This is a genomic window from Pseudomonadota bacterium (assembly GCA_036141575.1).
GTDB lineage: Bacteria > Pseudomonadota > Alphaproteobacteria > UBA2136 > JAPKEQ01 > JAPKEQ01.
This window is the reverse complement of sequence record JAYZXF010000017.1, coordinates 164,174-182,376: the sequence shown is the minus strand read 5'-3', so window position 1 is coordinate 182,376 and position 18,203 is coordinate 164,174. Positions and strand designations below refer to the sequence as shown.

Below are 18,203 nucleotides of genomic sequence, written 5' to 3'. Positions count from 1 at the left end.
AAAAGCTTTATGCCAAGACCATACACGGCGGTAGATTTAAATTTTGAAATTTTATATTTCTAAATTTAAAGATAGAGAGCCGTGAAGACCCAGCTAAGCTGCAAGCCCCATACCTTCGCCAGCAGCGGCACTGAGTAGAAGCCCGCGACCAAGGCCACCTGCTCCAATTGTAAAGCCTTCAACGCCAACAATATCCATAATCACTTTCATAATGAGTGTGGCAGGCGTTACAAGGTGCGCGCTCTTACCGTAGATGTAATTATTATCACGACGACGGTCTGGGCCAAGATCTAGGTAACGCTCAAATACATTCTCTAGGTCTGTCTTTGTTGTCCAGCGACCTTCTAGGCTCACCATCTGCTCAAGTTCTGTTTTTGTAAGGTAACGCACAACAAACATAGGTGCGCCTGCAATAAGAAGTGATGTTTTCTTTGTAAACTGGTCTTTCCACTCAGCCAGCTCTTCTTCAAGTGTAGAGCGGATTTCTTGCTCAAGCTTTTCAATTTCAGTTGGCTCAATAAAGTCTTGCTCAAAAATATCAGCGTATGTGGCTGCGCCAAACTTAAAGCCGCGCATTTCCTTCACTTGGCCGCCTTTGCTGAGGAGAGCAAATTCGTTACTTCCCGCACCAGATTCAACAAATACTGTCAGGTCTGCATCAGGGTCAATCAGTTTACGGTTCCCTTTAAGAGCAACCTCAACCTCTTCCATGTGACCAAGCTGATGAATGTTTAGGCCTGACTCTGCACGGAGAGCCTCAAGTAGAACACCTGCTTCATCCGCATGACCAATCACAGATGTGGCTGCAATATGTGCACGCTTTACACCATAAGTAATCATAGTGCGCTGTGCATGTGCCATCCAGTGAGCCAGATCATCAATGTTTTGCTCATCAAAGCTATTTCCATGCACAAGGTCGCCAGCAAGGCCATGCACGTATGAATCCTCAAAACGTACATCTACCACGCCATCGTGACTTACGTGACCAATAACCAAGCGCGCCGTTGACGTGCCAAGCTCCAGACCTGCGTAAATATCCCCAGTATCGATCATAAAGCCCCCTGCTCCCTTACGTATTTTTAATTTTCATCGCTGCACGACGCATAGCCGTGAACGTGATATCTAGAATGTTTTCATCGTGGCATGTGCCAAAGAACCATGTTTCGTATGCTGATGGCGGCAGGTAAATGCCTTCATCAAGCATAGCGTGGAAGAACTTCTTAAACATTTCAATATCTGTGTTTTGCACGTCTTCAAATGTGTAAGGTTGTTCTTCACTAAAGTAGATGCTGAACATGCTACCAACGCGGTGCGTTGTAATCGGAATGCCCACATCAGAAAAGATTTTTTCGCTTTCTTTCTGAATCTTAGCGCCTGTTTCTTCAAGTCCTGCATAAACTTCAGGTGTAAGTTGCGCCACTGTTGCAATACCAGCTGAAACAGCAAGCGGGTTACCAGAAAGTGTACCGGCTTGGTAAACATCACCAATCGGGCTCAAGCGATCCATAATCTCCTGCTTACCACCGTAAGCCGCAAGTGGCAGACCACCACCAATCACTTTACCAAAGCAAGAGAGATCAGGCTCAATATCAAAGAGACCTTGTGCACTCGACATGCCTAGGCGGAAACCAGTCATCACCTCATCAAAGATAAGAACCGTACCGTACTTGTCGCAAAGCTCACGTAGTGTTTTCAGGTAGCCTTCTTTAGGAGGTACGCACCCCATGTTCCCTGCAACGGGCTCAAGGATCACACAAGCAAGGTCATCACCGTGCTCCATAAATACTTTCTCAAGCGCATTCACATCGTTAAATGGTGCCACGCATGTAAGTTCAGCAAGGGCTTTTGGTACCCCTGCACTTGATGGCGTACCGTGTGTAATAAGGCCACTACCAGCTGCCACAAGAAGGCTATCGCCATGGCCGTGGTAGTGTCCTGCAAATTTAAGAATTTTGTCTCGGCCTGTGTAGCCACGCGCAAGGCGAATTGCGCTCATCGTTGCCTCAGTACCAGAATTTACAAGGCGAACTTTATCAATAGAGGCGTGGCGATCCACAATAAAATCAGCAAGAGCTGTTTCGCGGTCTGTTGGTGCACCAAATGATGTGCCCACTTCCATTACGTTTTTAACAGCATCGAGTACACGTGGGTTAGCGTGACCAAGAATCATAGGGCCCCAGCTGCCGATGTAATCTACATATTGGTTGCCGTCCATATCTTGCAGGGCCGCACCATCAGCACCCGCCATAAATACAGGAGTGCCACCTACTGCGCCAAATGCACGCACAGGTGAGTTCACGCCACCTGGAATCAGCTTCACAGCACGGTCAAATAATTGTTTTGAAAGCGCATAGCGATCAGGTTTTACATCTACAGTATATGTCTGTTGCATATCAAAGCCCCTTTATTGATCTATCAAGTATAGCGAACTGTTGCTAAAGGGCAATGGTAGACCTCTTTTTTTCTGGGACTTTTAAGCGTACTTGGTGCATGGATGCATCATAAATGCCCCTCTTTGTGATATTCTTACAAAATGGCTGTGATACATAACATTCAAGACACAAAAATTAAGGCAGAGACAGAAGCGCTCTATGGCCTTGATGTGCACTCTATTGCCCCGATTCCAGAGGGCAGCGAGAACTCGAATTACCTCCTTGCAACAAGCGAAGGTGAATTTGTTTTAACCCTGTTTGCAGAACACTACTGCGAAGCACAGCTTGAACCTCGTACACATATTATGCCTTTCCTGGCGCTCAATGGCATGGCCGTGCCTGCTATTGTACCGTCACAAGACGGCGGCTACCTCACAAAGATTGCTGGTGAGCTTGCTGTGCTTCAGCCAAAGTTGATTGGTCATCATATTACAGAAGCAGAGATTGAGCGTGAGCACGTACGTGCTATGGCCACTCACCTTGCTATGCAGCACTGCCTGCCTGTACCAGATGATATGAAGACCCTCACTCATGAATATAGCCTGAAGAAGATGCACGGCTTCATGAAAGAGATTGAAGACTTTGATCACCCTCATAAAGAGGCGGTTGAAGCAGCTAAAGCTTCACTCGAGAAGCTCAGCACAAAAACATTTAAATCTCCACTGGCTATTAGCCACGCGGATCTCTTCCCAGATAATACGCTCTTTTCTAATGGCACAACGCTTACAGGCGTGATTGACTGGTGGATGGCTTGCCCTCTTCCTTGCCTGCTTGACCTTGCTATTGTTGCCAACGCATGGTGCTGGGATGAAGAGCACAAAGAACCACACATTACGTTTATGGACTCTCTAGAAGATACATACCGCGTACTCAGTATGCTGCCTTACGAACTCTGGAAAGAAGAATGGCCGCTCATGCTTGAATTTGCTGCTCTGATCTTTGTAGTCATGCGCCTAAGAAACCCTGTTATGGGCAAAGCACAAGAGATTCTAGATGCCAAACCTGTAGATCCGTGGCTTAGCCGCCTGCTCTACTGGCAGGAACATAATAAAGACTTATAAACAAGAAACAGCCCCAAGGGGCTGTTTTTATTTTCGAATATAGCTATACGCAAGTGACAGCCCCAAAAGGCCAAAATACCCAATGCCCCCCGCAACCACAATCACCCAATAAGGCGGCGCAACAGAAAGAGCAAAGTAAGCGACAGTATAGGTTGGGATAGTCAGGAGATACCCCAGCGCTAGAGCCAGAATGCGGTGGTTAATACTAAAGTACCACAGCACAATGAACTCCATAATGTAAGCAAGTGCCCCTGCCAACATAAACGCAAAGAATGCTGACATGATAAACCTGCCTTGGTTCAGTAGAAAAAGATAAAGGTGAGCGATACAAAACGTATACAGCTAAACCTGTTTCAGCGTCAACAACAAAAACAGCCCCGAAGGGCTGCTTTTTATTCGATTTATCCAAAGGCAAACCACAGCACAACTATGGCAAATAGAGCGGCAACACCGTCATCCAGCATTACGCCCCACGGGCCTTCAAATTTTTCATCCATCCAGCTGATGGGTGGCGGTTTCACCATGTCAAAAAAGCGGAACAGCACAAAAGCGAGAAGCCAATGCCATGCTTCACCAAGGCCGAGCCAAGGGAATGTGAGCACCACCATGGCCATACCAAACACTTCATCAATCACGACACTTTTATGGTCATGAATGTTTGTATGCTCTTCCACCACACGGCAAGCCCATACGCCCACCACAAAGCTCAACAGCGTAAAGATAGCCAGCGCCCCTACGCCACCAAAGGTGTAAATAAGCCAAATGAACGGCAAGCTTGCCACCGTACCAGCAGTACCAGAAAGTGGCAGATGCCCAGAACCAAACCAAGTGGCAAGCCAAAAGCCTGCATGCGGGTAAGGATACGGCAAAGGTTCTACTTTGTATTTTTCCTGCCTGCCTTTCATATTAAACAGACGGTTTAAAGAGTCTCTCATAAACACTCCAAGAGATAGGAAAAGATTGAGATGTATACATTTAGCGCAATATAGGCAGCTTCCCCATAAAGCGCAACAAAAAACAGCCCATAAGGGCTGCTTTTCAGTTCGATTCTATTTTTGGAGCATATCCCATAGGTATTGCCCAAGAAGGAAATAACCGAGCAGAATACCTGCAAGGGAATCCATGGGACCGGCAATTGGGCCAAGCAAAAGATGACCAACAAAACTACAAACCATAAAAGCGCCAACGCCCACAAGAATTTGCATCATCATGTCGCCATACAGCTCAAACTTGATAATCACGTAATTGCGAAGCACAAAGGCAAGACCACCAAGCGCAGCAAAAACAATCAGTCCAATCGGTGTCATAAGAGACCTCATCATGTAAAAGAAAGAAAAAGATAAGTTGTTCCTCTATGTGATAGCAAATCATTCAAGAGCCGACAAACAAAAACAGCCCTTTCGGGCTGTTTTTACATTCGATTTCAAGAAATTTATCTTTTAAAGATATTACCGAGAGCACTGCCAATAACAACATAACCAACATAACCAACAACAGTACCAATAAGCATATCTATAAACGTGTCTGCAGAACCCAGCGCAAGGTCAGTACAGGCCAGTAAAGCAAGTGCAATAAAAAAGCCTGTAAGTCTTTGGTGAGTTCCTTTTTGGATATTGAATATGATCACGATAATATCACGGACAAATGCCGCAAAAACGCCAGCGCATATAAAAGCGAAAAGGCCAAGAAGAGTCATAGGAACCTCATTTGAAAGTTAACGATGAGAAAAGTTTGATAGATATCAGATGCCCTAATATAAAAAGTGCCACTTTATAAGTCAATTAAATCTCCCATTCTCTCAAAACAACATTGCTTTTTAACGCCCCTCATCCCATGATGTGGACATGACTGAAAATAATAAAAATAAAACCATTCATATCTATACAGATGGCGCATGCAGCGGTAACCCAGGCCCTGGTGGCTGGGGCGTTTACATGCAGTACAACGGCCACGAAAAAGAGATGAGCGGCCATGAAGAGCACACAACCAATAACCGTATGGAACTTACCGCGGTGATTGAAGCGCTCAACACACTGAAAAAACCTTGCGATATCCTTCTGCACACGGATTCAACATACGTAATGAAAGGTGCGACAGAATGGATGGAAGGCTGGAAGAAGCGTGAGTGGAAAAACGCTGCCAAAAAACCGGTTGAAAACCGTGACCTTTGGGAACTTCTTGATGAAGCGATGCAGCGCCATACCATTACATGGAAGTGGGTTAAAGGCCATGCGGGCAATGTCGGGAATGAGAAAGCTGACACGCTTGCGACGGACGCCATAAAAAAGAGTAAAGAAGAGGAATAACCTTTTCTGCTCACTGGTGTAGGGGTACACTAATAAATAGATGTGTTAGGGACAAAAACATGAATAACGGCATCATTACTAACTTTACTGGTCATCTGTTACTTGCAACGGATTCTCTTAAGTACTCATATTTTGAGAAAGCTGTGATCTTTATTTGTTCCCATAACAATGAAGAAGGCGCAATGGGACTTGTTCTCAACTCCCCTCTTCCAGCAACGAATTTTGAAAATCTCTGTGATGATCTTGATATCGAACAAATCAGCAATGCATCACCAACCATTCTTTCTGGTGGCCCTGTAGAGCCAAACCGCGGGTTTGTTCTGCATGGTACAGATTACAATCACAAGCTTACTGTTCCAGTAACAGATGACATTATGCTCAGCGCAACAACAGATGTGATTGAAGCCACAGCCAAAGGCACAGGCCCTGTAAGCCAAAACCTTTGCCTAGGTTACAGTGGCTGGGAGCCTGGCCAGCTTGAGTCTGAAATTTTTGAAGATAGCTGGATGCTTGTACCAGCAAGCCGCGCGCTTCTGTTTGAAACACCAATTGAGCACCGCTACGAAGCAGCTATGGCGTCTGTTGGGCTTGTTGGTTCATCGATGATGACTTCTGCGCTGGCTTAGATTTTTTTATGAAACTGTTTTATCGCACATAGCTTTGCATGTGCGCTTAGATGTTTTTCGCATTCGCTCAAAACATATGTGATTCGCTACGCTCACCCTTCGGGCGGCTATGCCTTTGGCATCCCGTCTGCGTCGCCAAGGCTCCTTTCTTGGGCTTCGCCCGCTCAAAACCCTCCATCTCGGGTTTTGGGTCGCTTCGCTCCCACTCGTACAGGAACCACCTCCTTGAAATCAAACCTCTCTATCCCCATACTTTAAATACAACCAAATATCTCCCTGACAATTATAGGAGGCAGAAATGCTGAAATACGTTGCGCTTTCTTGCGCTTTGTTGCTGCCGACTCTTTCCTCCGCAGCAAATGTCACTGAAACATCTCCCGCAGATGAATCCCAAGTTTCTGAAGAATGCATCCGCAGCACCGGTAATGTGCTCGCGGCCATGCTCGAAACATCTCCACCGCTCTTCTACCTGCTGGATGAAGACGACTCAAACAACGAGCCCACTGATGTGAATGCGTTGAACAACATGGGCTCTTCGCTGATGCGCAGCATCCAGAACGGCTGTGATGAAACGCTGTTGAGCCATATGGCCACAATGATTGCGCCTGCGTATATTGAAGCTGCTGCTGAAAGCCACAAGTTCAACGTTCGCGCTGACATGACACCGGTTCAAGCTGTTTGCCATATGGCACGCAGTGAGATCTGGAAACTCAAGCGAAAAGCACCGCGCGGGTACAATACAGCTTTTCGGGCGGGTGACCCCGCGCTCCCATGGGGGCTGGCCATTGATATCCGCGAAAACCTGACCGAATTGGAAGCCTGTCAAACCGCCTTCACTCAGGCGCGTGAAGAAGGTTACTACGTCGGAGAATAAACGATTTTTTGAGACAGCCTTACGGGGCTGTTTCTACTTTTTATAGATTGGAGAAAGGGTTGCTTCGCCAGAATCATCAGTACCAAGAAGAAACCCTTCAGGTTTCACCTCTTCTTCTTCCATGTTTTGGAATACTGTAAACTGGCCCGCACGCATCACAACACCAGGTTCTTTTTCATAAAGTTTCCAGCCCACATAAATAAGGCCAGCAGTCAACAGAGCAATAATAACCAAAAGGCCTGCAATAATACGAGATTTATGGCGATGGTAAAGATACACCCAACGTTTAAATTTATGAGGTGTACCATCCTTTTGAACCCGCTCAGCGAGCTTCATTCTGCGCTCTGCAGTTGCCATATAATGTCTTTATCTCTTATTTGTCTGACAAGCTCACCATACTGTGAAACCCATTTATTAACCAAGAGATTTCAATAAAATTTGACAAAAATAATCATGGCATGTATACACGCAGAATATAACACATCTGCCTCCCTTTTCCCGATATGTATAAGGAGTTCCATTTTGGACTTAGAAGAATTCCAAAACAAACTCGGGTACACCTTCAAAAACCCTGATCTTCTTTCTACCGCACTAGAACGCGGCGCGACCAACGAGCCAACCATGTCGGTTGCGCTTGAGCACATTGGTGACGCTATCGTTTCGCTTGTGGTCCGAGAACTACTCACAGCACTGTATGGCAACCGTAAACAAGACTACTATGAACGCCTTGTGAACAACCATACCATGGCCCTGATTGCCCGCCGCATTCCACTGCAAGCCGCTTCTAGGGCATTTTGCCAGTACGAGTATTACCTGATCAACAAAAGCATTGCCAACCTGCTAGAAGCAGTTATTGGTGCGCTCTATCAAGATGGTGGCCTCCTGCCCGCACAAGACCTGATTTGGCGCATCTTTCCCTTCCAAGGGGTTCTGGTGCATGACTTTGTCCCACCTGAGATCAAAGGAAAGAAAAACGCTGAAAACCGCCTTCGTGAGTTTGAAAACTCAAAGTTTCTCATCAAAGATGCTTACGAAGCCTCCCCCTTCAAACGCTCTATTGACTATCACGTTGATATGGCGCAACGCAAAGATGCAAACTTCTCCCCCGGCATGCTCTATTTTGAACTAGAAATGGCGCATAAATGGGATACGCTTTTCATGCCGAATGACATTGTCAAGCAAGCACATGAGGCCTATGGCCCGCCCGTCTCTCTCCAAAAAGAAACAGACGTAATCTCTTGATGTAAGTTTTGGAAGTTCTTACATCATGATGCACCCTTTAACTTCCGCCCTCCCCGCCAGATAGAAGGAGATCTTCCATGGCAAAATCCACTGTTGTCACATTTGTGATCCAAAACGCCGCTGGCCAGCTGATGATGCAGGTCCGCAATTATGTCAACGCTGAAGGCAATAGCCCTGGCCAACTGAGCCTGTTCGGCGCCCATCACCCCGGTGGTGCGGTTGATGTTCCGGCCATTGTTTCTCAGGAGCTCGGCATCAACGTGACCGCTGCTGACGTGCAGTTTGTTGGCCACGTGCTGGATGACAATGTCGCAGGCCGCGTCAATCTGGTTCACAAAATCAATGTGGCCTACGACAGCGCACTGGTTGACCAAAACCCCGCCGGCAAAGACCTGATGGAAAAGATCGCGACCGCACAGGGCATGGGCGTCGTTGCCGTTGGCAAAGACGACCTGAAAGCCGCTCTGGAAGCTGGAAACGTCAGTGCCATCAGCGCTCAGATCCTGAAGGAACACCGTGGCCTGAAGCCACGCGCGTAACCCCCGGCAAACAATCGACTGATTAAAGACAAGCCCTCCATAACGGAGGGTTTGTTTTTTATTAATAGGCCTCTTCATAAAAAAGTATCAAACACTGCGTACCGTTTATAACAGAGTCCTTCCTCTGCAATTGGGTGCGTACCTTCTATGAAACTTCACACAAGGGAGCCGCACCTAAACGTGCGGTAAAATGACATGAAAACTTTTCTGACTTTTGTTGCACTTCTGATGGCATACATTACGGCTACCGCCTTCACATACTTTGTGATTCCATCTGATTGGGTGGCATCCATGTTTGTGACCGGCTATGGGCTCTACGCCTTCATGCTGGCTATGGGGTACTTTCTCATTCTCCTCACAGGTGATGTGGAAGGCTTTCAATCCAGCATGACTGTCATCAGTGGTCTGATGCTGATGGTCACCAATGTTCCGCTGGAGCATGTGGCTGCCATGGATATTAACATGCATGGCACAGCAAGCTTTGCGCACATTGCTGGCATGTTTGCACTGAACTGGCTGTTTGGCTTGGCCATCTTTATGATTGGCACACTGCCTTATCTGTCCAGCAAGGCACAAAAGCGTGGCCGCTATTCGCGCCGCGTCAACCGTAATGCAATTTACGGCTAATCGACTATGAAAATGCAGCAGTCCCTACGGGGGCTGTTTGTTTTTTGGCTAATGCCCTCCTCTATAAATAAGTAATAAACATCTAGCGTACCATTTAAACAGAGCCATTCGGGCTCTGAATGTGGTGCGCGCTTCTGGAGTTTTCCAACATGAAAAAAGTACTCACCATGCTCATTGCAGGCCTGATTGCTGCAGCATTCGTTCTCGCGGGTGCATTTGTACCCCTAAAAGAAAACAATCCGTTTTTAGATCCGGCAGAATGCACAGAGCACCGTGTTGCAATCAGTGTCATGATGCACAATGCAGAAACTTACAATGAACCGTTTGACGGTTTTGTTGCAGGCGCCCACATGGACGACTTGCAGGTATTGGGTTGCAGCAAAGGGGTTACCCAAAAGTTCCTCCTTCTGGAGTTGGCCAAGTTCAACAAACAAGCTGAAGCTTCCGACTGGGAGTTCTTCTATCAGCGTCTTGAACGTCTGACTTGGTAAAAAATCGAAAAAGGGCCGCATCTCGCGGCCCTTTTACTTATTTCCTGAAAGATTAGAGTTTTACAGGCTCGCCTGTTTTTAAGCTTTCAGCAGCTGCGAGTACTACGCGAGAGCTATGCAGGAAGTCATCTAGACTTACTGAAAGTGGTGCATCCCCCTTAACCGCATCAATAAAGCTACGCAGTTCAGCGCCGTGACCTTTATCTTGGCCACCAGTCAGTAGAGCTTTCCACCAGCTTGTTGCACGTACTTTACGTGTTTTACCGCCTTTAACAATGAAGCCTTTTCTGAAGTTATCAATGACACCAACCATGCCGCCACCGTACATTTCAATACGCTCTTTACTAAAGCGTGTGTCCCCTTCACTTGTGTAAACCACAGATGCGATACTGCCGTCTGTAAATGTGAGGGTAATGTTGTAGTTGTCTTGGCCTGCACCACGTGTTGTTTGAATCGTCTCAACACTATGGCCAACAAGGCCAACGGCTAGGTCTGTAAAGTGACAGACTTCACCCAGCAGACGACCGCCACCAATTGAGCTATCGTGCTGCCAGTTGTCACCCGGAATAAAGCCAGCATTTACGCGTACAATCACCTGCTTAGGGCCTGTAACGGGGCTAAATGTATCCATAAGTGCCTCTGTAAATGGAGAGAAACGACGGTTAAAACCAACCATCAGCACTTTACCGCTATCGCGCGCTGTTTTCTCAACGCTGTCTAGCTGCTCAGATGTGAGAGCCAGAGGCTTCTCAACAATCACATGCTTACCAGCTTTAAGAGACTGAGTCACAAGCTCTGCGTGGCTATCATGACGCGTTGCGATAAATACTGCTTGTGTTTCACTATCACCAAGCACATCTTCTGTTTTGCTTGTTGCGTAGCCAAAACCAAAACGCTTGCCTGCCGCTTGCGCGCTTAGGCCACCCTTAGAGATAATCCCTGTTAGGCTTACGTCTTTCATTTTCTTCATTTTTGGAATCATGACACCGCGTGCAAAGGCACCGGCACCAATTACACCAAAGCCGATTGTATCTGTTGCAGTAGCTGTTGGCTGAAGCGTTACTTTAGGTGTGCTACGTGCGCTATCGCTACGGCCGTAAGTGAGTACAACACCAAGCTGAGGTACGCTCTTGTTCACAACAACTTCGTAAGCTTCTTCCGCTTCTTCAATTGGGTATGTGTGGCTCATGAGAGGCGCAATTTTCAGATCACCTGTTTCCATGAGACGGATCGCCTCTGCAAGGTTTTCACGCTCTGTCCAACGTACGTAACCGATTGGGTAGTCTTGACCTTTTTGCTCGTAGTTCGGGTCGTAACGACCAGGACCATAAGAACGAGACACAACGAAGTTCAGCTCTTTTTGCATGAAGTCACGGTGCGGAAGCGTTGTGCCTGTTTTACCGATCAGAACGATATCTGCACGGTCACGGGCCCACGTTGCAGCTTGCTCAATAGGGCGAGAGCTATCTGTTGCTGCACAGATAAGAACTTTGTCAAAACCTTTGCCTTTTGTGAAGCTTGAAACTTTATCATCAAGGTTGCCATCTTCTAGGCTGTGAGCGGCTTCAATACCGCACTCTTTGGCAATATCAATACGGCCTTTGTCGTAATCCACAGCAAATACTTTAGCACCAGAAGCACGGGCAATCTGTGCAGCCAACTGACCCACAAGACCAAGACCCATCACAAGGATTGTATCACCAAGTTGAGGCTTCGCACTTCTAAAGCCGTGCATAGCAATAGATGTCAGCGTTGCAAATGAGGCGTGCTCAAAGCTTACATTCTCAGGAACTGGCACAACCAAATTTTTAGGAATGGCGTTAATTTCAGCGTGGTTGGCAAGGCCAGCACCCGCAACGGCTACACGGTCCCCTTCTTTGTAAAGGTGTTTCATGTCTTCACTTACGGCAATCACGCGGCCAGCAGCACTGTAACCAAGCGGTAGTGGCTGCTCAAGCTGTGCGTACACAGCGTTCATTGTGCTGAACAGGCCATCACGTTGCATTTTATCAACCACTTTACTCACAAGGTCTGGACGCTCTTTGGCTTTACCAAGCGCGCTCTTGTTTGCAAAATCGATCAGCATTTTCTCTGTTCCTGCACTAATAAGCGACGCTTCTGTCGCCACAAGAACTTCACCACGGCCGAGGCTTGGCGGAGGAACATCTGCAAGTTCTGTTTTACCTGTACGGATTTGCTGAACAACTTGTTTCATGAGGTCTTAAATTCCTTGAATCGTTAAACACGCCACATATTTGCAAAAAACAGCAAATTTGTCGAGTGATTAGTTTCGGTTTGCTCAAGTATACACATGCTGCTATATTCCACGTAATTCTTATCTTTTCCCTCCCCTTTTCTCTATCAAATGAGGTTTACCCATGCCCAGAACACCCATGCTGGACCTTGGCGATATTGATGTATCTCCTCGTCCTTTCCGCCACATGCCCGGCGAAGGGCTTTTTATTGAGGACATGAACCTGTTCGCCTATGAAGACATCGCTAAAGCGGCGTCATCTCGTGAGCAGGCCCGTACGACAATGCTCAAAGCAGCCATCAAGGCGACAAAAGGCAATACACCTGAAGAGCAAGTTGACTATGTTGAGGCTTATTTGCCTGTGATTGAACAGCGCATTGAAGAATCCCTCAGCAAAGCAGCGACACACTTGGGTATCCGTGCTTCTCAAGCAGCTGAACGAGAGTTGCGCAAAGCTAAATCCAAGCGCAAAAAGCTGATTAAACTACCTGTTTACAAGTTTGTTGAACACCATGGCGGCAGCGGCCCTTTGTTGCATGACACACAAAACTGCTACCTCGTCTGGGACAACTCCCATATGAATTACATGGTTGCAGGTCTGCGTGAGCAATTTGGAAACAAATTCAGCACCAGCTTTCAGGTGATGCCCCATGTTGAAAAATGTGATGGCGAAACCTACCGGACCAAACAGGTTTGCCTGGTGATCCGTTTCATGCAAGATTAATCGAACACGCAAAAGCCCCCAACTGGGGGCTTTTCATTTTTTTATACAACTCGCTAGATGCGAGCGAAAATAATTGATTGCGAGAACCGCAGCAGAACGTACTGAAGTACTTGAGCAGCGGAAGCGCAGCGAGCTATTATTTGCAGCCGCTTATAGTAGAATTGTATAGAAAAATTTTATGACGTATATCCAAGCACTCTAGCTCTAAAATCAGCGGGAATATTTTCTCGTTTAGTGCAAGGTACAAGCACCGTATGGAAATGCGCTTTAGCACTTTCTACAAGTTCGTCTTCATCACAGTCAAGCAGCGCTACAAAAGCTGGTGAGAAATGCCCTTTGGCCGCAAGTTTAAAGCTGTCTGCCTTAGCTGCCATATCATCTGAGGCGTTCACTTTGCAGATCATGTCTACACCTTCAGGTGCCTCGCCCGCTTCCCAAAGGTGAATATCACCACCAATGTTCATGGTACCGCTGCGCCCAGCAAAAAGCTCAGCAAGCGTAATGCCGCCCGTCTCTTTTGAAAGCTTAATATTTACGCCGTTACGCTGGCTCATGCCCATACTCCTCGTGTATCTACAATAGCTTTACCGTCTAGCTCAGCAAGTGTAATTCCCATAAACTCTTTATGGTTTGTAAGCATGGCAACCACGCCTGCCTCTTTAAGAGCAGCTTGCGTATCCACCACATCAAAGCCGTCCATGCTGTCAACGTATGGTTCAACAATCAAAATTTTAGCATCTGTCTTCTGTTTAAGAAGGTGCGCAATTTCTACACTTGGAGATTCACGCAGGTCATCTACATCAGGCTTGTAAGCCATACCAAGTAGAGCGACAGTATCTGTGCCTGTTTGCTCAATCCCTTTCAGGATTTGCTCTACCACGTAGGCAGGTTTGGCATCGTTAATGTTACGCGCAAGGTGCGTAAGTTTAGCTGTTTCTGGTGCGCCAGAAACAATAAACCAAGGGTCTACGGCAATGCAGTGTCCGCCAACGCCTGGCCCTGGGAAGTGCACATTCACACGCGGGTGACGGTTCGCAAACTGAATCACTTCCCACACGTTCAGGCCCTTCTCATCACAAATGGCACTCAGTTCATTAGCGAAAGCAATGTTGATGTCTCGGTATGTGTTTTCAGTCAGCTTCACAAGTTCAGCTTGCTCAGCAACCGTTTCAAACACAGCACCTTTTACAAATGTTTTATAGAACGCTTTGGCTTTAACAGCCGCTTCTGGTGTAAGGCCACCAACCACGCGGTCATTTTCAATCAGTTCCGTTAGAATTTGCCCCGGCAAAACACGCTCTGGGCAGTAGCAGTAATGTAGCTTGTCTTTCAGCTCTGGGCGCGCCGCTTCAATCACGTCAGCAACATTTGCGCGTGTGGCACCTACAGGGCTTGTTGATTCAAGAATAATCAGGTCATCTTCTTTAACCAGAGAACTAATAGCATTCGCTGCGCTTTCTACGTAGCTCATATCTGGCTGAGGTACACCGCCCTCTTCACCTTTAAATGGTGTTGGCACAACAATCACGTAAACATCTGCGGCTTGTGGCGTTGTAAAGGCTTTAAACGCACCAGATGACACAGCGCTTTCAACCGCTGCATCCAAGTCTGGCTCAATCACATGAGCACGACCACTATTGATAATATCAACGGTCTCTTGGTTGACATCACAGCCAAATACTTTATGCCCATGGCTGCCCAATACAGCTGCCGTTGGAAGACCAATATACCCAAGACCAATAACGCTTACGTTTGCCAATTTATGAATCCTTTATTGTTCAGCGCCACTGTAACGCAAGTATTTACGTTTTGCGAGTGCCTTTTTAAGCGGAAGTGAAAGCAAGCCGAGCACGCTTATCAGAGCCAATAAAATGACACGCTCTCGCGAGATATCAAACACCCCGAACGGAATGGTTTCTATCCAGTACGACCATCCAATCAGAAGCTCAGCCCCCCACTGAGCCATCCACCAAAACGGTGCATCTAAACCAAGCGGCATCAGCACCACAGCCAGTAACGCCATTGGTAGAATAATAAGACCTGTGAGCGGTACTGCTACAAGGTTTGCAAACAAACCAAGCAGGCTCACCGTACCAAAATGCCAAGCCACAAACGGCATTGTGGCCAAAGCTGCAATAAGGCTCCCAATAAATACGCCTTTCATATAACCAAACGGCATATGCCACCAGCCCATGCTCCAGTGATAATGTTCTTTATATCCCACACGAGAAAACAGCATTAAGGCAAACGCTGCCACAAAACTCATCTGGAAAGACGGGCCTGCCACACTGTAAGGCCACAGTGCAACGACCACCCAAACAGCGACACAAAGCAGACGCAGCGGGTTGGCATTATGGTTAATCAGAATAGCTGTTAAAAGCAGCCCAAGCACCACACTTGCACGCACTGTTGGCAAACTTGCTCCCGCCATCAGCATATAAGCGATACACAAAATAAGTGCAGGCACAGCGGCCCACTTTTGTGTATTGATGCGGTTAATAATTTTAGGATGGAAACCAATCATACGGCGCAGGCCAAAGTAGGCAAGCCCAGTAACCAAAGCAAGGTGCAAACCTGAAATGGCAAGCAGGTGTGAAAGCCCTGCGGTACGAAATGCATTTTTGGTTTCATAAGAGACACCATCGCGGTGACCTGTCATAAGCGCTGTAAGTAGTGCACCACCCTCGCCTGATGTGCGAGATTTCACAAGATCGTAAAAGCCTTGGCGAATTTTCCAGTATGTAAGTTTTATAAAGCCAACATCTCTTGCAGGTGCACTTTCTAAGAGTGATGAATTTGAAATAAGCCCTTGGCCATAGCCTCTGAGTGTAGGGCCATAAAAACGTGCATAACCAATAGCGTCAAACGTGTCGCCTTCTTTCATCGCTTCTGGTGCAAAGGCTTTGCCTTGAATACTGGCGCCCTCACCCACCTTTAAAACTGAGACCTGATTTGCCGCCACACTGAGGCGTGCAGATGGCACATCCACTGTACCGAGATGTGTAAACAAGCGAGGCTCTTCTAACCATACGTTATAGCGGCCATTCGAACGCTCAGAAATACTCTTCACAATACCGTGTGCCCAGAGTGTACGATCACTTAAGCTCTCTGGCGGCTGAGGTTGAAAAGAAAGATGAAATAGCGTACTGGTGAGCGCAAAGGTGAGCGCCACAGCGTAAAGTGCCTCTTCTCTCCAAAAGCGAATGAGCATTCCTAGAGAAATAAACAAAGCTCCCAATGGGGACTTATAAGTTACCATCCCTTCTAGCTGCATAGCCACACTCACACCCAGCAGCAGTAAGACCGCACAAATGAGCGGTGTTTTGGTGACTTTGAGAATGTTGAGTATGCTTGGCATGTGGTCCTTTGAAGCAGCTTTATCGCATATAGCTGCGCATATGCGCTTATATTGTTTTTCGCTTTGCTCAAAACGTACGTCTTGGGCTTCGCCCGCTCAAAACCCTCCACTTCGGGTTTTGCTCGCGCAGTCGCGCTCGTCGCATATTATGACACACCTACAAATCCTCACCAAGACACTTCACCTCCTACACGTTTTCATGTATAAATTCCTCAATGTAATTTTAAATATAAGGTGTTCTTCATATGACAAAACCGGTTAAAACACGTTTTGCCCCTTCTCCAACAGGCATGCTGCACATTGGTGGTGCACGTACTGCGCTTTTTAGTAAGCTTTATGCACATCATGCTGGCGGTGAATACGTGGTCCGTATTGAAGACACTGACCGTGAACGCAGTACTGAAGAAGCCGTACAAGCCATTAAAGATGGCCTAGACTGGCTTGGCCTTGGCCCAGATAACGGTGAGTACGTTTTCCAAACATCTCTTGTAAAAAAGCACACTGAAGCAGCGCATAAAATGCTGGCGAACGGTACAGCTTACAAATGCTTTGTCACACCTGAAGAACTCGACGCCATGCGTAAAGAAGCAGAAGAGCGTGGTGAAATGCCGAAATACGACGGTCGTCACCGTAACCTAAGCGAAGAAGAAATCGCTGCATTTGAAGCAGAAGGGAAACCTTTTGTTGTGCGTATTAAGATCCCTGAAAGTGGTAGCACGGCTTGGGAAGATGACGTACAGGGCCGCATTGAAATTGCCAACACACAGCTAGATGACTTTGTTCTTCTCCGTAGCGATGGCACACCAACATACAACCTTGCTGTGGTTGTTGACGATGCTGAAATGGGCATTACACACGTGATTCGTGGTGATGACCATATTAACAATACGCCAAAGCAAATCCACATTTACCAAAATCTTGGTTACGATGTACCAACATTTGCGCACCTGCCGCTTATCCACGGTAAGGACGGTAAAAAGCTTTCTAAGCGTACAGGTTCGGTTGATGTCATGCACTACAAAGACATGGGTTACCTATCTACAGCTCTTAACAATTACCTGATGCGCCTTGGTTGGGGTATGGGTGATCAAGAAGTGATTTCATGGGATGAAGCCGTTACAGCATTTGAGCTTACAGCTGTCAACAAAGGTGCGTCTATCTTTGATTTTGATAAGCTAGACTGGCTCAACGGTGAGTACATCAAACAAATGAATAACAACGACTTATTCAACAAAGTAAAACCATTTTTTGAGCTTGACGGTACACCAATGCCAGCAGCAGCTGCTGACCGTGTCAGCAAGCTTATGGACGCCCTTAAGCCACGTGCACGTCGCCTGACTGACTTTGTCGATGTGGCTCAGTTTTGCCTATTTGATGGCCGCCCAGGCCTTGCTGATGCGAAAGCGGAAGAAGTTCTTAAAGCGGGTATGGAACACGTTAACGGCCTTGCTGATGCTCTAGACATGCAAGACGACTGGAGCGAAGAGTCTCTAGACGGCGTTGTAAAAACATACGTGAAAGAATCAGGCGCCAAGTTCCCTGCTGTGGGTATGCCAGTACGTGTGGCTCTGACAGGCACAACACAGGCACCAAGCGTTGGTGCTATCCTCAGTGCTCTTGGCAAAGAGGAAAGCCTAAAACGCCTTGGCCATAACCTATAAAGGATCGC

General features: G+C 47.1%; 21 protein-coding genes. 10 read left to right on the top strand and 11 right to left on the bottom strand.

The genetic code is table 11. The features are described 5' to 3' along the window. Window positions 1-93: 93 nt before the first annotated feature. Both VX730_08460 and hemL read right to left on the bottom strand, forming a co-directional pair. The gene (locus VX730_08460) at window positions 94-1,053 is read right to left on the bottom strand and encodes a hypothetical protein (protein ID MEC9292419.1); all 960 of its coding nucleotides are present in this window, start codon (window positions 1,051-1,053) and stop codon (window positions 94-96) included. Between the two features lie 16 nt (window positions 1,054-1,069). Beyond that, entirely contained in the window at window positions 1,070-2,392 is a 1,323-nt protein-coding gene (gene hemL / locus VX730_08455; protein MEC9292418.1) for a glutamate-1-semialdehyde 2,1-aminomutase, read from the bottom strand. Window positions 2,393-2,533: 141 nt separating this feature from the next. On the opposite strand from hemL, the gene VX730_08450 reads away from it, so the two are divergent. Further along, window positions 2,534-3,493, top strand: coding sequence for a phosphotransferase (locus VX730_08450; protein ID MEC9292417.1), 960 nt, complete (start codon window positions 2,534-2,536; stop codon window positions 3,491-3,493). 27 nt (window positions 3,494-3,520) lie between these two features. On the opposite strand, the gene VX730_08445 is transcribed toward VX730_08450, so the two are convergent. The 4 genes from VX730_08445 to VX730_08430 form a co-directional block, all read right to left on the bottom strand. Further along, window positions 3,521-3,775, bottom strand: coding sequence for a hypothetical protein (locus VX730_08445; protein MEC9292416.1), 255 nt, complete (start codon window positions 3,773-3,775; stop codon window positions 3,521-3,523). A gap of 119 nt (window positions 3,776-3,894) precedes the next feature. Next, complete coding sequence (locus tag VX730_08440) at window positions 3,895-4,428, bottom strand: phosphatidylglycerophosphatase A (protein ID MEC9292415.1); 534 nt, start codon at window positions 4,426-4,428, stop codon at window positions 3,895-3,897. A 114-nt stretch (window positions 4,429-4,542) separates the two neighbouring features. Beyond that, window positions 4,543-4,800: a hypothetical protein gene (locus VX730_08435; protein MEC9292414.1), complete on the bottom strand. Its 258-nt coding sequence runs from the start codon at window positions 4,798-4,800 to the stop codon at window positions 4,543-4,545. Between the two features lie 125 nt (window positions 4,801-4,925). Further along, complete coding sequence (locus VX730_08430) at window positions 4,926-5,189, bottom strand: hypothetical protein (protein ID MEC9292413.1); 264 nt, start codon at window positions 5,187-5,189, stop codon at window positions 4,926-4,928. Window positions 5,190-5,337: 148 nt separating this feature from the next. Here VX730_08430 and rnhA point away from each other — a divergent pair, with 148 nt between their 5' ends. The 3 genes from rnhA to VX730_08415 all read left to right on the top strand — a co-directional run bounded on the left by rnhA (window position 5,338) and on the right by VX730_08415 (window position 7,299). Beyond that, on the top strand, window positions 5,338-5,799 hold the full coding sequence (gene rnhA / locus VX730_08425) for a ribonuclease HI (protein MEC9292412.1): 462 nt from the start codon (window positions 5,338-5,340) through the stop codon (window positions 5,797-5,799). A gap of 59 nt (window positions 5,800-5,858) precedes the next feature. After that, the gene (locus tag VX730_08420) at window positions 5,859-6,425 is read left to right on the top strand and encodes a YqgE/AlgH family protein (protein ID MEC9292411.1); all 567 of its coding nucleotides are present in this window, start codon (window positions 5,859-5,861) and stop codon (window positions 6,423-6,425) included. A 298-nt stretch (window positions 6,426-6,723) separates the two neighbouring features. After that, on the top strand, window positions 6,724-7,299 hold the full coding sequence (locus tag VX730_08415) for a hypothetical protein (GenBank protein MEC9292410.1): 576 nt from the start codon (window positions 6,724-6,726) through the stop codon (window positions 7,297-7,299). 33 nt (window positions 7,300-7,332) lie between these two features. On the opposite strand, the gene VX730_08410 is transcribed toward VX730_08415, so the two are convergent. Continuing rightward, window positions 7,333-7,656, bottom strand: coding sequence for a hypothetical protein (locus VX730_08410; protein MEC9292409.1), 324 nt, complete (start codon window positions 7,654-7,656; stop codon window positions 7,333-7,335). A gap of 165 nt (window positions 7,657-7,821) precedes the next feature. Here VX730_08410 and VX730_08405 point away from each other — a divergent pair, with 165 nt between their 5' ends. The 4 genes from VX730_08405 to VX730_08390 all read left to right on the top strand — a co-directional run bounded on the left by VX730_08405 (window position 7,822) and on the right by VX730_08390 (window position 10,198). Further along, a complete protein-coding gene (locus VX730_08405) occupies window positions 7,822-8,541 on the top strand; it encodes a ribonuclease III domain-containing protein (GenBank protein ID MEC9292408.1) in 720 nt (239 codons plus the stop codon). Window positions 8,542-8,618: 77 nt separating this feature from the next. Continuing rightward, entirely contained in the window at window positions 8,619-9,080 is a 462-nt protein-coding gene (locus VX730_08400) for a hypothetical protein (protein ID MEC9292407.1), read from the top strand. 195 nt (window positions 9,081-9,275) lie between these two features. Next, window positions 9,276-9,707 (top strand): hypothetical protein, encoded by a 432-nt coding sequence (locus VX730_08395; GenBank protein MEC9292406.1) that lies wholly within the window; start codon window positions 9,276-9,278, stop codon window positions 9,705-9,707. Window positions 9,708-9,856: 149 nt separating this feature from the next. Continuing rightward, a complete protein-coding gene (locus VX730_08390; protein ID MEC9292405.1) occupies window positions 9,857-10,198 on the top strand; it encodes a hypothetical protein in 342 nt (113 codons plus the stop codon). Between the two features lie 52 nt (window positions 10,199-10,250). Here the strand turns inward: VX730_08390 and VX730_08385 are convergent, their stop codons facing one another. Continuing rightward, entirely contained in the window at window positions 10,251-12,413 is a 2,163-nt protein-coding gene (locus tag VX730_08385) for a bi-domain-containing oxidoreductase (protein MEC9292404.1), read from the bottom strand. Window positions 12,414-12,576: 163 nt separating this feature from the next. Here VX730_08385 and VX730_08380 point away from each other — a divergent pair, with 163 nt between their 5' ends. Further along, window positions 12,577-13,176 (top strand): hypothetical protein, encoded by a 600-nt coding sequence (locus VX730_08380; protein ID MEC9292403.1) that lies wholly within the window; start codon window positions 12,577-12,579, stop codon window positions 13,174-13,176. Between the two features lie 176 nt (window positions 13,177-13,352). On the opposite strand, the gene VX730_08375 is transcribed toward VX730_08380, so the two are convergent. From VX730_08375 to VX730_08365, 3 genes are read right to left on the bottom strand one after another with little or no spacing between them, the layout of a single operon-like run. Beyond that, entirely contained in the window at window positions 13,353-13,730 is a 378-nt protein-coding gene (locus VX730_08375) for a hypothetical protein (GenBank protein MEC9292402.1), read from the bottom strand. After that, window positions 13,727-14,935 carry a UDP-N-acetyl-D-mannosamine dehydrogenase gene (wecC, locus tag VX730_08370; GenBank protein MEC9292401.1) on the bottom strand — a complete coding sequence of 403 codons (1,209 nt, stop codon included), beginning with the start codon at window positions 14,933-14,935 and terminating at the stop codon, window positions 13,727-13,729. Before wecC ends, VX730_08375 begins: the two co-directional genes overlap by 4 nt. Before the next feature lie 12 nt (window positions 14,936-14,947). Next, on the bottom strand, window positions 14,948-16,534 hold the full coding sequence (locus tag VX730_08365; protein MEC9292400.1) for a ComEC/Rec2 family competence protein: 1,587 nt from the start codon (window positions 16,532-16,534) through the stop codon (window positions 14,948-14,950). 245 nt (window positions 16,535-16,779) lie between these two features. Between VX730_08365 and gltX the strand changes: the two genes are divergently transcribed. Continuing rightward, entirely contained in the window at window positions 16,780-18,195 is a 1,416-nt protein-coding gene (gene gltX / locus VX730_08360; GenBank protein ID MEC9292399.1) for a glutamate--tRNA ligase, read from the top strand. The last annotated feature ends 8 nt before the right edge of the window (window positions 18,196-18,203 follow it).

Excerpts from the sequence above, each read along its gene's own strand:
- VX730_08375 (MEC9292402.1), bottom strand. The coding sequence starts at position 13,730 with ATGAGCCAGCGTAACGGCGTAAATATTAAGCTTTCAAAAGAGACGGGC.
- VX730_08435 (MEC9292414.1), bottom strand. The coding sequence starts at position 4,800 with ATGACACCGATTGGACTGATTGTTTTTGCTGCGCTTGGTGGTCTTGCC.
- VX730_08415 (MEC9292410.1), top strand. The coding sequence starts at position 6,724 with ATGCTGAAATACGTTGCGCTTTCTTGCGCTTTGTTGCTGCCGACTCTT.
- hemL (MEC9292418.1), bottom strand. The coding sequence starts at position 2,392 with ATGCAACAGACATATACTGTAGATGTAAAACCTGATCGCTATGCGCTT.
- VX730_08385 (MEC9292404.1), bottom strand. The coding sequence starts at position 12,413 with ATGAAACAAGTTGTTCAGCAAATCCGTACAGGTAAAACAGAACTTGCA.
- gltX (MEC9292399.1), top strand. The coding sequence starts at position 16,780 with ATGACAAAACCGGTTAAAACACGTTTTGCCCCTTCTCCAACAGGCATG.
- VX730_08420 (MEC9292411.1), top strand. The coding sequence starts at position 5,859 with ATGAATAACGGCATCATTACTAACTTTACTGGTCATCTGTTACTTGCA.
- VX730_08395 (MEC9292406.1), top strand. The coding sequence starts at position 9,276 with ATGAAAACTTTTCTGACTTTTGTTGCACTTCTGATGGCATACATTACG.
- VX730_08380 (MEC9292403.1), top strand. The coding sequence starts at position 12,577 with ATGCCCAGAACACCCATGCTGGACCTTGGCGATATTGATGTATCTCCT.
- VX730_08440 (MEC9292415.1), bottom strand. The coding sequence starts at position 4,428 with ATGAGAGACTCTTTAAACCGTCTGTTTAATATGAAAGGCAGGCAGGAA.
- VX730_08445 (MEC9292416.1), bottom strand. The coding sequence starts at position 3,775 with ATGTCAGCATTCTTTGCGTTTATGTTGGCAGGGGCACTTGCTTACATT.
- VX730_08450 (MEC9292417.1), top strand. The coding sequence starts at position 2,534 with ATGGCTGTGATACATAACATTCAAGACACAAAAATTAAGGCAGAGACA.
- VX730_08400 (MEC9292407.1), top strand. The coding sequence starts at position 8,619 with ATGGCAAAATCCACTGTTGTCACATTTGTGATCCAAAACGCCGCTGGC.
- rnhA (MEC9292412.1), top strand. The coding sequence starts at position 5,338 with ATGACTGAAAATAATAAAAATAAAACCATTCATATCTATACAGATGGC.
- VX730_08390 (MEC9292405.1), top strand. The coding sequence starts at position 9,857 with ATGAAAAAAGTACTCACCATGCTCATTGCAGGCCTGATTGCTGCAGCA.
- VX730_08430 (MEC9292413.1), bottom strand. The coding sequence starts at position 5,189 with ATGACTCTTCTTGGCCTTTTCGCTTTTATATGCGCTGGCGTTTTTGCG.
- VX730_08460 (MEC9292419.1), bottom strand. The coding sequence starts at position 1,053 with ATGATCGATACTGGGGATATTTACGCAGGTCTGGAGCTTGGCACGTCA.
- VX730_08410 (MEC9292409.1), bottom strand. The coding sequence starts at position 7,656 with ATGGCAACTGCAGAGCGCAGAATGAAGCTCGCTGAGCGGGTTCAAAAG.
- VX730_08365 (MEC9292400.1), bottom strand. The coding sequence starts at position 16,534 with ATGCCAAGCATACTCAACATTCTCAAAGTCACCAAAACACCGCTCATT.